The 13,363-nt window shown below is 74.5% G+C and carries 10 protein-coding genes; 1 reads left to right on the plus strand and 9 read right to left on the minus strand.

The features are described 5' to 3' along the window. Positions 1 to 1,605: an MFS transporter gene (locus tag J3P38_RS02855; protein WP_210502624.1), complete on the plus strand. Its 1,605-nt coding sequence runs from the start codon at positions 1 to 3 to the stop codon at positions 1,603 to 1,605. Positions 1,606 to 1,659: 54 nt separating this feature from the next. On the opposite strand, the gene J3P38_RS02860 is transcribed toward J3P38_RS02855, so the two are convergent. The 9 genes from J3P38_RS02860 to J3P38_RS02900 form a co-directional block, all read right to left on the minus strand. Beyond that, positions 1,660 to 2,649 carry a uroporphyrinogen decarboxylase/cobalamine-independent methonine synthase family protein gene (locus tag J3P38_RS02860; RefSeq protein ID WP_210502625.1) on the minus strand — a complete coding sequence of 330 codons (990 nt, stop codon included), beginning with the start codon at positions 2,647 to 2,649 and terminating at the stop codon, positions 1,660 to 1,662. Continuing rightward, positions 2,646 to 3,611, minus strand: a complete 966-nt coding sequence (locus J3P38_RS02865; protein ID WP_210502626.1) for a serine hydrolase domain-containing protein — start codon at positions 3,609 to 3,611, stop codon at positions 2,646 to 2,648. Before J3P38_RS02865 ends, J3P38_RS02860 begins: the two co-directional genes overlap by 4 nt. Continuing rightward, positions 3,608 to 4,711, minus strand: a complete 1,104-nt coding sequence (mnmA, locus tag J3P38_RS02870) for a tRNA 2-thiouridine(34) synthase MnmA (protein WP_210502627.1) — start codon at positions 4,709 to 4,711, stop codon at positions 3,608 to 3,610. Before mnmA ends, J3P38_RS02865 begins: the two co-directional genes overlap by 4 nt. Next, positions 4,711 to 5,892 (minus strand): cysteine desulfurase family protein, encoded by a 1,182-nt coding sequence (locus J3P38_RS02875; protein ID WP_210502628.1) that lies wholly within the window; start codon positions 5,890 to 5,892, stop codon positions 4,711 to 4,713. Before J3P38_RS02875 ends, mnmA begins: the two co-directional genes overlap by 1 nt. A gap of 220 nt (positions 5,893 to 6,112) precedes the next feature. Next, entirely contained in the window at positions 6,113 to 7,231 is a 1,119-nt protein-coding gene (gene proB, locus J3P38_RS02880) for a glutamate 5-kinase (RefSeq protein ID WP_210502629.1), read from the minus strand. After that, positions 7,228 to 8,799, minus strand: a complete 1,572-nt coding sequence (gene obgE, locus J3P38_RS02885) for a GTPase ObgE (RefSeq protein ID WP_210502630.1) — start codon at positions 8,797 to 8,799, stop codon at positions 7,228 to 7,230. Before obgE ends, proB begins: the two co-directional genes overlap by 4 nt. Positions 8,800 to 8,889: 90 nt before the next feature. Next, the gene (gene rpmA / locus J3P38_RS02890; protein ID WP_210438357.1) at positions 8,890 to 9,144 is read right to left on the minus strand and encodes a 50S ribosomal protein L27; all 255 of its coding nucleotides are present in this window, start codon (positions 9,142 to 9,144) and stop codon (positions 8,890 to 8,892) included. 48 nt (positions 9,145 to 9,192) lie between these two features. Further along, positions 9,193 to 9,495, minus strand: a complete 303-nt coding sequence (rplU, locus tag J3P38_RS02895; RefSeq protein ID WP_210438358.1) for a 50S ribosomal protein L21 — start codon at positions 9,493 to 9,495, stop codon at positions 9,193 to 9,195. 205 nt (positions 9,496 to 9,700) lie between these two features. Then, on the minus strand, positions 9,701 to 13,129 hold the full coding sequence (locus J3P38_RS02900) for an Rne/Rng family ribonuclease (protein WP_210502631.1): 3,429 nt from the start codon (positions 13,127 to 13,129) through the stop codon (positions 9,701 to 9,703). Between the last annotated feature and the right edge of the window lie 234 nt (positions 13,130 to 13,363).

Genomic DNA, 13,363 nt, shown 5'->3' on the forward strand with positions numbered 1-13,363 from the left:
ATGACCGACCTGGCTCTCGCCGACGAGGTGACCCCCGAGCAGCACAAGCGCCTCCGATGGGCGCTCGTGCTCATCTCCCTGGCGCAGCTGATGGTGGTGCTCGACAGCACCATCGCCAACATCGCCCTTCCCTACATCGGCCGCGACCTCGACATCGGCCAGGCCAACCTGACCTGGATCGTCACCGGCTACGCCCTCACCTTCGGGGGCTTCCTGCTGCTCGGCGGCCGGCTCGCCGACCTGATGGGCCGCCGCCGCATCTTCATCGCGGGCGTCCTGCTCTTCGCCGTAGCCTCCCTCGTGGGCGGGTTCGCCCAGAACGAGGCGATGCTGCTCGGCGCCCGCGCGTTCCAGGGACTCGGCGCCGCGCTCGCCTCCCCCGCCGCGCTGGCGCTGATCGCCACCACGTTCCCGGCGGGCCGCGAGCGCAACCGGGCCTTCGCCGTGTACGCCGCGATGGCAGGCGTGGGGGCCGCCGTCGGCCTCATCCTCGGCGGCTGGCTCACCGGCCTCGAGGACCCGCTCGGCATCGAGGGGTGGCGCTACACCTTCCTCATCGTCGTGCCGATCGGGCTGGGCGCCGCCCTGTTCGCCCCGCGGTTCTTCGACGAGTCCGAGCGCCACGAGGGAGAGCTGGACGTCCCCGGCGCCATCACCGGCACGGCCGGCCTGCTCGCCATCGTCTTCGGCCTGAGCCGCGCGGGCGAGGAGGCGTACGGCTGGGACGCCCCCAGCACCATCGTCAGCCTCGTGCTCGGCGTCGCGCTGCTGGCGCTGTTCGCGGTGGTCGAGACGCGCGTGCAGCACCCGCTCCTGCCGTTCCGCATCTTCGCCAGCCGCAACCGCGCGGTGGCGTTCGCGGTCATGATGATCGTCCCGGCGGCGATGTTCGCGATGTTCTTCTTCCTCTCGCTGTTCATCCAGCTGGTCGTGGGCTACTCGCCGCTGCACACCGGGTTCGCGTTCCTGCCGTTCTCGATCGCGATGATCATCTCGGCGACGGCCGCCTCGAAGCTGATCAGCCACGTCGACCCGCGCTACCTCTCCGGCGCGGGGACGATCCTCTCGGCGATCGCGCTGTTCGGCTTCAGCCGCCTCGACGTGCCGCAGAGCGCCTCGGGCATCCTGTCGGCCACCGCGGACGGCGGCTTCCTCGGCGCCGACGTCGACTACTGGACCCACGTCCTGCCGTTCATCGTGCTGATGGCCTTCGGCATGGGCCTCAACTTCGTGCCCCTCACCCTGGTGGCGGTCCACCGCCTCCGCGCCCAGGACTCCGGCATCGGCTCGGGCGTGCTCAACACCATGCAGCAGGTCGGGGGCGCGCTCGGGCTGGCGACGCTCAGCACGGTGGCGCTGCACTTCAGCACCGCACGCGCCGAGGAGGCCGCCCCGCAGGTCGCCGCGGCCGCCCAGGGCCAGCTCTCGCCCGAGCAGCTCGGCGGACTCGCCGCAGTGGTGGGCTTCGCCGACGGCGCGACGCACGCCTTCCTGGTGGGCTCACTGATGATGCTGGCCGCCTCGGTGATCGTGTGGCTCTTCCTCGACGTCCACCACGACGAGCTGGCCACCGACGAGGCGCCCGAGGGCGTCGTCGTCCACTGAGCGGGGCGCGGGCACCGGGCGCGAGCCGCTCCGGTGCCCGCGCCGACGCGGCGGTCAGAGGTTCCGCGCGACCGTCGCGGCGAGCCGCAGGGCCCGAGCGGCCCACGCCGGCGTGGCCCCCGCGAGGCCGCACGACGGTGTGACGACGAGGCGCTGCCCCACCGCCTCGGGGTCCAGGCCCAGCATGTCGAGCCAGCGCTGGACGCGCTCGGTGACCCGCGCGTCCGACGGCCCGGTGGCCGGGTCGGTGGAGGGGACCACGCCGAGCGCGGCCGTGAGACCGGCCTCGAGCGCCTCGGCGAAGGTGTCGAGGTCGGCGGGCCCCAGCACGTCGAGGTCGGCGGACAGCCCGGCGACCCCGGTGCCGGCGACGAGGGACCACGGGGTCTCGGGGGCGCACGAGTGCACCCACGCCTCGGCTCCCGCGTCGGCGATCGCCGCGACCACCCACTCCAGGTGCGCCGACGCCTCGGGCAGGTCGACGCTGCGGTGCCGGCCGAAGCCGCTCGCGGTGGGCACCTGCCCCGCCACCACTGCGGCCAGGGCCGGCTCGTCGACCTGCCCCACCCACCGGTCGACGCCGGGGATCCGCCGCCGCAGGTCGGCCAGGTGGCCGCCCACGCCCTCGGCGAGCGCCTGCGCCAGCTCACGCCGGGCGCCGTGGTCGCTCAGCACCTTGTCGCCGCGCGGCTTCTCGACCGTCGCGGCCAGCGTCCACGGGCCGGCGACCTGTGTCTTGAAGGTGCCCTCGTAGCCCTGCGCCAGCTCCTCCACCGTGTCCAGGTCCTGCGCGAGGAGGGACCGGGCACGGCGGTGGTCGACCCCGCTGGTGTCGGTGAGCCGCCAGCCGGCGGGCTGCAGGTCGGCGGCGAGCCCCTCCACCACGGCCAGGCCGCGGCCGGTCATGGCGGCCGCGACGCCCCGTCCGGGGACCTCGGGGACGTGCGGCAGGCCGGGCAGCTCGCCGAGGACGAGCCGGACCGCCTCGGCGTGGTCGGCGTCGCGGGTGCCGGGCATCGAGCCGATACCGGTGGCGGCCGTCATGGACGGTCACCCGCCTCCGCGAGCAGGCGTGCCGCCGCTCCGTCGACCGAGCGGGTGGACGCGCTGACCAGGGCGACCCCGACGCCGTGGTCGCGGTCGATCCCGACGAACGACCGGAAGCCGCCGGTGCCGCCGTTGTGCCAGGTGACGGTGCGGCGCAGCAGGTCGCCGGTGAGCCAGCCCGCCCCGATGCGCGTCCTGCCGGCGAACGGCGCGACCGGGTCGAGCGCGTCGGCGCCGGCAACGGTGCGGTCGAGCATGGCGCGCAGCAGCACCGCGAGGTCGGTGGCCGAGGACCGCACTCCCCCGGCGGGCCCGACGGCCTCCCCCGTCCAGGCCTCGACCTCGCGGCCCCTGCGGTCGCGCGCGGCGACCGCGCCGGGTCGCAGGTCCCCGACAGAGGTGGGCACGTAGGTGTCGGTGAGGCCGAGCGGCACGGCGATGCGTGCGGCGACCAGGTCGGCGTACGGCATCCCGGCCGCCGCCGCCACCGCGTGGCCGAGCAGCTCGAAGCCGAGGTTGGAGTAGGCGGGCCGCGGTCGCCGCGCCACCTTCACCCCGTCGAGCTGCGCGAGGAGCCCGGCGAGGTCCTCACGGTAGGGGTTGCGGCCCTCGCGCCACAGCTCCCACGAGCGCCGCAGCACGTCGACGCCGGCGAGCCGGGGCAGTCCGGCGCTGTGCGTGGCGAGAGCGGAGAGACGGGTGCCCGCCAGCTGCTCCGGGACGTCGAGATGTTCGCCGAGCACCGCCCCCTCGGCGAGCTCGCCGCGGGCCACGGCGTCGCGCCACAGCAGCCCGGTGACCCCCTTGCTCACCGAGCCGAGCTCGACGTCGGCGTGGACGCCCAGGTCGCCGGTCCCCACCGCGTCGACCTCCGCCGCGCCCGGAGTGACCAGCGCGACGACGTACGCCCGGTGGCGCGGGCCGAGCAGCGCACCGGCCCGCGCGCCGAGGTCGCTCATGCAGGTGCTCCGGCGGGCCGGGTCGCGGCGATGGTGGCCGATCCGACGACGCGCGTGCCGTCGTAGATCACCGCTGCCTGGCCGGGCGCGATGCCCTCGGCGGGCTCGAGCAGGTCGATCGCGACCTCGTCGCCGTCGACGGTGACCACCGCCCGGTGCTCGCGGCCGTGCGCACGCAGCTGCACGGTGCCCTCCAGCCGGTCCGGGACGGTGCCGCACCAGCGCGGGCGGATCCCGGCGACGTGGTCGACCGCCAGCCGCTCCCGCGGGCCGACGGTGACGGTGCCGGTGACCGGCTCGATGCCCAGCACGAAGCGCGGCTTCCCGTCGGGGGCCGGCACGCCGAGCCGCAGGCCCCGACGCTGGCCGATGGTGAAGCCGTAGGTGCCCGTGTGGCTGCCCACCCTCTCGCCGGTGATGGCGTCGACGATGTCGCCTCCCTGGTTGGGCGCCCGGTCCCCGAGCTTCTCGCGCAGCCAGCCGGCGTTGTCGCCGTCGGCCACGAAGCAGATGTCGTGGGAGTCCGGCTTGTCGGCCACCAGCAGGCCGCGCGCCTCGGCCTCCCGGCGCACGGCCGGCTTGTCGGTGTCGCCGAGCGGGAAGAGCGAGTGCCGCAGCTGCTGCTGGTCGAGGACGCCCAGGACGTAGGACTGGTCCTTGCCGTGGTCGGTGGCGCGGTGCAGCTCGACGAGGCCGTCGGCGCCGGTGCGCAGCTGGGCGTAGTGACCGGTCGCGACCGCGTCGAAGCCGAGCGCGAGCGCGCGGTCGAGGACGGCCGCGAACTTGATCTTCTCGTTGCACCGCAGGCACGGGTTCGGCGTGCGCCCGGCGGCGTACTCGTCCATGAAGTCCTCCACGACGTCCTCGTGGAAGCGGTCGGAGAGATCCCAGACGTAGAACGGGATGCCGATGACGTCGGCGGCGCGACGCGCGTCGTTGCTGTCCTCGATCGTGCAGCAGCCGCGGGCGCCGGAGCGGTACGACGCCGGGTTGCGGCTCAGCGCGAGGTGGACGCCCGTGACGTCGTGGCCGGCCTCGACGGCGCGGGCGGCGGCGACGGCGGAGTCCACCCCGCCGGACATGGCGGCGACGACCCGCATCAGCGCGCCTTGGCGGCCCGGGCGCGCTCGACGACCGGACCGATCGCCGCCACCAGGGCGTCGACGTCGGCCGGCGTGCTGCTGTGCCCCAGGGAGAACCGCAGCGAGTGGCGGGCCTGGTCCTCGTCGCAGCCCATCGCCAGCAGCACGTGCGAGGGCTGCGGCACGCCCGCCGAGCACGCCGAGCCGGTCGAGCACTCGATGCCGCGGGCGTCGAGCAGCATGAGCAGGGAGTCGCCCTCGCAGCCGGGGAAGCCGATGTGGGCGTTCCCGGGCAGGCGCAGCGGTCCGGGCGGGGTGCCGTGCAGGTGGGCGTCGGGGACGACCTCGACGACCCGGCGGACCAGGTCGTCGCGCAGCTCGGCGACGCGCACCGCGTGGTCGTGCTGGTTCTTCACCGACTCCTCCACCGCTGCGGCGAGGCCGGCGATGGCCGGCACGGCGAGCGTGCCGCTGCGGATGTCGCGCTCCTGCCCGCCGCCGTGCACGAGGGCGCTGACCTCCAGGTCGCGGCGCACCACCAGCGCACCCACGCCGATCGGGCCGCCCAGCTTGTGCCCGGTGAAGGTGAGGGCGTCCACGCCGCACTCGCCGAAGTCGACGGGCACGTGGCCGACCGCCTGCACCGCGTCGGTGTGCACCGGGATGCGGTGCGCCGCCGCGAGCTCCACGACCTGCTCGATGGGCTGCAGCGAGCCCACCTCGTTGTTGGCCCACATCACCGAGATCAGCGCCACCGAGGCCGGGTCGCGGGCGATGGACTCGCGCAGCGCCTCCACCTCGAGGACGCCCTCGGCGGTCACGGGCAGCAGCTCGACGTCGGCGGCGTCGCTGGCCGCGAGCCAGTGGAGGGTGTCGAGCACCGCGTGGTGCTCGATCGCCGTGGACAGGATGCGCGTACGGCGCGGGTCCTCCGCACGTCGGGCCCAGAAGACGCCCTTGACCCCGAGGTTGTCGGACTCGGTGCCGCCGGAGGTGAACACGACGTCACCCGGTCGGGCGCCGATCATCCCCGCGATGGTCTCGCGCGACTCCTCCACGACCCGGCGCGCCCCGCGCCCGGAGGCGTGCAGCGAGCTCGCGTTGCCCACCCCGGTGAGCTGCCGGGTCATGGCCTCGACGGCGACCGGCAGCATCGGCGTCGTCGCGGCGTGGTCGAGGTAGACGAGGGACTGGCTCATGGCCTGCCAAGCCTACGCGCCGGGGCCAGTCGGCCCGCCATCGTCCCGCTCCCGCCCCCGCCCTCGCCTGCCGTCCGGGTAACGCCACCACCTGCGCACTCCCGCCCCCACCGGTCGGGGCGGGAGTGCACGGACGGTGGCGTTACCCGGGGCGTGGGAGGACGGACAGGGGTGGCGACGACGGCGCGGGGGCCGGCAGCCCCTGCAGGACCACCAGCCGCTACAGGACCACCAGGTCGTCGCGGTGGATGACCTCGCGCTCGTACGCCGCTCCCAGCGCCGCCTTGAGCTCGCGGGTCGAGCGGCCGAGTAGGGCCGGCAGCTCGTCGGCGTCGAAGTTCACCAGGCCGCGGGCCACGAGGGACCCGTCGGGGCCGAGCAGGTCCACCGCGTCGCCGGCGACGAAGCCGCCGTCGACCGCGGTGACACCGGCTGCGAGGAGGGACGCGCGGCGCTCGACCACGGCGCGGACGGCCCCGGCGTCGAGGGTCAGCGTGCCCTGCCCCGACGTGGCGTGCGCCAGCCAGAGCAGGCGGGTGGGGCGACGCCTGCCGGTGGCCCGGAAGAGGGTGCCCACCTCCGCGCCCGACAGGGCGGCCGCGGCCTGCTCGGCCGAGGTGAGCACCACGTCGATGCCGGCGCCGGTGGCGATGCGGGCGGCGTCGACCTTGGTGGTCATGCCGCCCGTGCCGACGCCGGCCGCGCCGGCGGACCCGATGGTCACCGCCGCCAGGTCGTCGTCGGATCGCACGAGCGGCACCAGCCGCGAGCCGGCGCGCGACGGCGGCCCGTCGTAGAGGCCGTCGACGTCGGAGAGCAGCACGAGGAGGTCGGCGTGGACGAGGTGCGCGACGAGCGCGGCGAGCCGGTCGTTGTCACCGAACCGGATCTCGGAGGTGGCCACGGTGTCGTTCTCGTTGACGATCGGCACGACGCCGAGCTCGAGCAGCTTGGCGAAGGTCTGGTGCGCGTTGCGGTAGTGGGCGCGGCGGGTGACGTCGTCGACGGTGAGCAGCACCTGGCCGGTCACGATGCCGTGCCGGGCGAACTCCTCCTGGTAGCGGTGGGCGAGCAGGCCCTGACCCACCGACGCGGCGGCCTGCTGCGCGGCGAGCGCGCGCGGACGCCTGCCCAGCCCGAGCGGCGCGAGGCCCGCGGCGATGGCGCCCGACGACACCAGGACGACCTCGGCTCCCCCACCCCTCGACGCGGCCAGGACCTCGACGAGGTGGCGTACGCGGGCGGGGTCGATGCCACCGGCGGCGGTGGTCAGCGACGACGAGCCGACCTTGACGACGATGCGCCGAGCAGCACGCACCAGCTCATCGCGGTCGCTCACGCGTCGTCCTGCTCCCCGCCCCAGTCGGGGTCGTCCTTGCCGCCGATCTCGTACGCCATCGGGCCGACGCCGGAGCTGCCGGTGCTGCGCGAGCGGCCCTTCCTGCCCTTGGCCGTGTCGAGGCGGCGGGCCACGTCGGCGCGGGCCTCCTCCTCGGCCTTGGACTCCATCGCCTCGTCGATCTCGCGACGGCGCTGCGAGGCGGGCCTGGACTCGTCGAAGCGCTGGTCCTCGCCCCGGCGGCCGAGCATCTCGGCACCGGCCTCGATGCTGGGCTTGAAGTCGAAGACCACGGCGTTGCGCTCCGGCCCGATGATGACCGTGTCGCCCTCCTGCGCGCCGAGCGCGACGAGCCTCTCCTCGACGCCGAGGCGGTTGAGCCGGTCGGCGAGGAAGCCGACCGCCTCGTCGTTGCTGAAGTCGGTCTGGCGCACCCACCGCTCGGGCTTGGTGCCGCGCACGCGCCAGCCCTCGTCGGTCTCGACGACCTCGAAGTCCGCGCCGCCGTCGACCGCCGCGGGCCGCAGCACGATGCGCTGGGCCTCCACGGCCGGCCGCTCCGCACGCGCTGCGGTGACGATCTCGGCCATGGCGAAGGTCAGCTCGCGCAGGCCGGCACCCGACGCGGCGCTGACCTCGAAGACCCGCAGGCCGCGCTCGCGCAGGTCGTCGACGACCATGTCGGCGATGTCCCGGCCGTCGGGAACGTCGACCTTGTTGAGCGCGACGAGCCGGGGCCGGTCCTCCAGCCCGCCGTAGCGCGCCAGCTCGCCCTCGATCACGTCGAGGTCGTCGATGGGGTTGCGGCCGGGCTCGATGGACGCGCTGTCGACCACGTGGACCAGCGCCGCGCAGCGCTCGATGTGGCGCAGGAAGTCGTGGCCGAGCCCGCGGCCCTCCGCGGCCCCCTCGATGAGGCCGGGCACGTCTGCGACGGTGAACGTCGTCTCGCCTGCCGTGACCACCCCCAGGTTGGGCACCAGGGTGGTGAACGGGTAGTCGGCGATCTTGGGCCGCGCCCGCGAGATCGCTGCGATGAGCGAGGACTTGCCGGCGCTCGGGAAGCCGACGAGCCCGATGTCGGCGACGACCTTGAGCTCGAGCCGTACGTCGAGCTCGTCGCCGGGCTCGCCGAGCAGGGCGAAGCCGGGGGCCTTGCGCTTCGACGAGGCGAGCGCCGCGTTGCCGAGGCCGCCGCGGCCGCCCTGGGCGACCACGAGCGTCGTGCCGGCGCCGACGAGGTCGGCGAGCACGTTGCCCTCCGCGTCCTTGACCAGCGTGCCGTCCGGGACGGGCAGCACGAGGTCCTTGCCGTGGGCGCCGTTGCGGTGGCCGCCGGCGCCGTGGCCGCCGTGCTCGGCGCGGCGCCGCGGGCTGTGGTGGTAGTCGACGAGCGTGGTGACGCTGGTGTCGACCTGCAGGATGACCGACCCGCCCGGCCCGCCGTTGCCGCCGTCGGGACCGCCGAGCGGCTTGAACTTCTCGCGGTGCACCGAGGCCACGCCGTTGCCGCCTCGTCCGGCGGCGACGTGCAGGGTGACGTGGTCGACGAACGTGGGGAGGGCCATGGAACGGTTCCTAGTCAGTGGTGGTGAAGCACGAAGGGCGCCCCCAGACAGGGACGCCCTTCGCAGAGAGTGCTCAGTGTCGCGGTGACGTCACTCGCCGGGGACGATGTTGACGACGCGACGACCGCGGCGGGTGCCGAACTCGACGGCGCCGGCCTGCAGGGCGAACAGCGTGTCGTCGCCGCCGCGGCCCACGCCGGTGCCCGGGTGGAAGTGCGTGCCGCGCTGGCGGACGATGATCTCGCCGGCGCCCACGACCTGGCCGCCGAAGCGCTTGACGCCGAGGCGCTGCGCGTTGGAGTCACGACCGTTCTTGGTGCTCGCGGCACCCTTCTTGTGAGCCATTGTTCAGTCCTTCGTGATGAGTCGGGAGTCGTCGACCTCGAGCGGGGCTCAGAGGGAGATGTCGGTGACCTTGACCTGGGTGTACTTCTGGCGGTGACCCTGGCGCTTCTTGTAGCCGGTCTTGTTCTTGTACTTCTGGATGACGATCTTCGGGCCCTTGGCGGCGCCCGTGACCTCGACGGTGACCGAGGCCTGGTCGAGACCGGTCGCGGTGACCTTCTCGCCGTCCACGACCATCACGACCGGGAGCGTCAGGGTGTCACCCTGGGCCGCCCCGGTCTTGTCGATGTTGATGACGTCGCCCACGGCAACCTTCTGCTGCTTGCTGCCAGCGCGCACGACTGCGTACACGGCGACTCACTCTCCTCGTCAGACTGCGAAAACTCAGGACTTCGATCTTGTGCTGGGGTCTGCGCACGACACCGCCTGGACTTCGGGCGAGTACGCCGCGGGGCGGGCGCGCAGGATGGTGCGAACACCGAGGGTCAAGACTACGGGATCGGGTGGCGACCGGGCAAAACGGCGTCAGGTGGGCACCGGGCCCCCTCCCCCGGGATCAGCGCTTGCGCGTGCCCTTCTTCTTGATCGGGACGTGCTCGACGGCAGGCGCGTCCACGGCCGACTCCTCGACCGGGGCGTGGGCCGGCTCGACGGCCACGGTGCCGGGCTCCACGACGCCCGAGACAGGCACCGTGCCGACACCGGACGTCGCCGGGACGGCCGGCGGGCCCGCTGGACGGCTCGCCGCCCGGCGACGGGTGCGCGTGACGACCCGCGGCTTCTCGGGCTCGGGTGCCTGCTCCGGCGCCTGCTGCTCCGGCGCCTGCTGCTCCGGCGCCTGCTGCTCGGGCGCCGGCTGCTCGGGTGCCTGCTGCTCGGGCGCCGGCTGCTCGGGTGCCTCGGAGCCTTCCGGCACCTCGGCCGGGGCCGCCTCGGCGCCCTTGTCGTGGCGCGCCATGGCCGCGACGTCCTTCGGCGACGGCGCCTGCAGCGGCTCCGCGGGCCTCGCGCCCCCGTTGCCGTTGCCGTTCGCGTTGCCGTTCGAGCTGCCGTTGCCGTTCGAGGTGGCGTTGTCGTCGTCGCCGGCGGCCGACCCGCGGCGCCCGCGGCGGCGGTTGCCGCGGCGGCCCTCGCCGCCGTCGTCGGACTTGGCGTTGGGGTCGACGGGCTGGTCCTTGATGACGACCCCGCGACCGTTGCAGTGCTCGCAGTTCTCGCTGAACGCCTCGACCAGGCCGGTCCCGATGCGCTTGCGCGTCATCTGGACCAGGCCGAGCGAGGTCACCTCGGCGACCTGGTGGCGCGTGCGGTCGCGGCCCAGGCACTCCACCAGGCGGCGGACCACCAGGTCGCGGTTGGACTCCAGCACCATGTCGATGAAGTCGACCACGATGATGCCGCCGATGTCGCGCAGACGGAGCTGCCGCACGATCTCCTCGGCCGCCTCGAGGTTGTTCTTGGTGACCGTCTCCTCGAGGTTGCCGCCGGAGCCGGTGAACTTGCCGGTGTTGACGTCGACGACCGTCATGGCCTCGGTGCGGTCGATGATCAGCGAGCCGCCCGAGGGCAGCCAGACCTTGCGGTCGAGGCCCTTGGCGATCTGCTCGTCGATCCGGTAGGTCGCGAAGACGTCCCCGCCGGTGGTGCCGCGCTCGAACCTCTGCACGCGGTCGGCGAGGTCCGGGGCCACGGACTCGACGTAGCCGTGGACGGTGTCCCAGGCGTCGTCGCCCTCGATGACGAGCTTGGAGAAGTCCTCGGTGAACAGGTCACGCACGACCTTGAGGGTCAGGTCGGGCTCGCCGTAGAGCAGCTGCGGGCCGGATCCCTTGTGGGTGGCCTTCTTCTCGATCTCCTCCCAGCGGGCCTTGAGCCGCTCGACGTCGCGCGTCAGCTCCTCCTCGCTGGCGCCCTCCGCCGCGGTGCGCACGATGACGCCTGCCGTGTCGGGGACGATCTCCTTGAGGAGGGTCTTGAGACGGTTGCGCTCGGTGTCGGGAAGCTTGCGCGAGATGCCCGAGGTGGTGCCGTCGGGGACGTAGACGAGGAAGCGGCCCGCGAGGCTGACCTGGCTGGTCAGGCGCGCGCCCTTGTGGCCGACGGGGTCCTTGGTGACCTGCACGAGCACCATCTGGCCGCTGGAGAGCACCGACTCGATCTTGCGGGGCTGGCCCTCCTTGTGGCCGAGCGCCTGCCAGTTGACCTCACCGGCGTAGAGGACGGCGTTGCGGCCCTTGCCGATGTCGATGAACGCCGCCTCCATGGACGGCAGGACGTTCTGCACACGGCCGAGGTAGACGTTGCCGATGAGCGACGTCTGCGACTCGCGGGCGACGTAGTGCTCGACGAGGACCCTGTCCTCGAGGACGCCGATCTGGGTGAGGTCGTGGCGCTGCCGGATCACCATCACCCGGTCGACCGACTCCCGGCGGGCGAGGAACTCGGCCTCGCTCACGATCGGCGCACGGCGACGGCCCGCCTCGCGGCCCTCGCGACGGCGCTGCTTCTTGGCCTCCAGGCGCGTGGAGCCCGAGACGGCGGTGATCTGGTCCTCGGCGGAGCGGGTCTTGCGGACCCGCGTCACGGTGTTGGCGTCGTCGTCGTCCGGCGCGCCCTCGTCGCCGGCGCGGCGGCGACGCCGGCGGCGCCGGGAGGATCCCTCGCCGTTGCCCTCGCCGTTGCCCTCGGCGTTGCCCTCGGTGGCGTCGCCCTGCGTCGTCTCGGCCTCGGCGTCGCCCGCGTCCGCGGCCTCGGCGCCGCCCTCGTCGGACGCGGCCGCGACCGTGCCGGCTGCGGCGTCGCCCGCCTCACCGTTGTCCGAGGACTTGCGCCGGCGGCGGCCCCCGCGACGACGACGTCGTCGCCCGGTCCCGCCCTCGGCGTCCTCGTCCGCGTCCGTGGTCTCGTCCGTGGTTTCGACGTCGGCGTCGGCGTCGGCGTCGGTCTCGACGTCGGTCTCGGCCTGGGTCTCGGCCTGGGTCTCGGCGGCGGCGTCGGTCGCCTCGACCGCGGCTGCCTCGGCGTCGAGGGCCTCCTCGTCGCCGTCCACAGGCGCGCTCGCGAGGGCGACCGGCTCGGCCGGCTCCTCGGAGCGACCGTGGGTCGACCCGGCTGACCTCCCGCCGGTCGTGCCTGACCTCGAGCCGCGCGACCTCTTCTGTGCGGTCTTCCGGGCGGGCCTGGCGGCTGCGTCCGGCCCTGCCGGCGCGTCGACGTCAGGGGTCGCGCCCGTGGTCTCGACCGGCGCCTCGGCCGTGGTCTCGGGCGGCGTCTCGACCGGCACCGGGGCGGGCTTCTTGCGGGCGCGCCGCGTGGTGGTCACGACGGGCGCCTGGAAGACGACGGCATGCCCGGTGGCGGCGTCGCCAGCGGTGGCGTCGGCAGACGCGGCCGCCGCCTCGGTGGGCGTGTCGGCGGCGGTCTCGGGGGCGGTCTCGGGGGTGGTCTCGGTGGGGACGTCAGCGGGCGCGTCCGCCGCCGCGGGGGACGCGGCGGTCTTCTTGGCCGTCGACCTCCTCGGGGCGGCCTTCTTGGCGGGCGTCTTGGCGGCGGCCGACTTCCGGGCGGCCCGCTTGGGCGGCGCGGAGACCTCGGCGGCCTCGGCCGCCTCCACGGCCGCCTCCAGCTCGGGGGCCACCACGGTCGGGGCGTCGGCGGTCGGGGCGTCGACGGCCGGGGCGTCGACGGCCGGGGCGCCGGCACGCTTGGCGGTGGTCTTGCGCGTCGTCGTCTTGCGGGCCGGAGCCTTGCGGGCCGCGGTCTTCTTCGCCGGCGGGTCGGCCGGCGCCTCGGACGAGGCGGCGGCCGCAGCGTCGGGGTCCGGCGCCGCCGGGGAGGCGGGGGCGGCCGCAGCGGCCTTCTTGGCGGGCGACTTGCGCGTGCGTCGCGTCACCACGGGTGCAGCCGGGGCGTCGGCGGCAGCGGGGGCATCGCCCGGGGCCGCGGTGCCTGCTTCGGTGCGGTCGGGCTGGTCGTCATCGAGCATGTGGTGCTCCTCAGGCACCGTGGCGGTGCCGATACGGCGTCCGCCGCTCTCGTGTGACGAGCCCGGGGACGCAAAGCTTCAGTGGCGGCGACCCCCTCCGCGTGTGCGTCTCCGGGCGACCGGTGCGCCACCCGCCGCGGTCGCCGGGCCACGCCGGAGTCGCTGTCACCGACTCCTGTGGCCGCGTCGCGGTCCGGTGACGTCCACCCACCCGGGGTGCCGACCACGGGTGTG

Source organism: Nocardioides xinjiangensis (assembly GCF_017916455.1).
In the GTDB taxonomy this organism is placed as follows: Bacteria; Actinomycetota; Actinomycetes; order Propionibacteriales; family Nocardioidaceae; genus Nocardioides; species Nocardioides xinjiangensis.

Coding starts and splice junctions, on each gene's coding strand:
- J3P38_RS02855 (WP_210502624.1), top strand. CDS start 1: ATGACCGACCTGGCTCTCGCCGACGAGGTGACCCCCGAGCAGCACAAG.
- J3P38_RS02860 (WP_210502625.1), bottom strand. CDS start 2,649: ATGACGGCCGCCACCGGTATCGGCTCGATGCCCGGCACCCGCGACGCC.
- J3P38_RS02865 (WP_210502626.1), bottom strand. CDS start 3,611: ATGAGCGACCTCGGCGCGCGGGCCGGTGCGCTGCTCGGCCCGCGCCAC.
- mnmA (WP_210502627.1), bottom strand. CDS start 4,711: ATGCGGGTCGTCGCCGCCATGTCCGGCGGGGTGGACTCCGCCGTCGCC.
- J3P38_RS02875 (WP_210502628.1), bottom strand. CDS start 5,892: ATGAGCCAGTCCCTCGTCTACCTCGACCACGCCGCGACGACGCCGATG.
- obgE (WP_210502630.1), bottom strand. CDS start 8,799: ATGGCCCTCCCCACGTTCGTCGACCACGTCACCCTGCACGTCGCCGCC.
- rpmA (WP_210438357.1), bottom strand. CDS start 9,144: ATGGCTCACAAGAAGGGTGCCGCGAGCACCAAGAACGGTCGTGACTCC.
- J3P38_RS02900 (WP_210502631.1), bottom strand. CDS start 13,129: ATGCTCGATGACGACCAGCCCGACCGCACCGAAGCAGGCACCGCGGCC.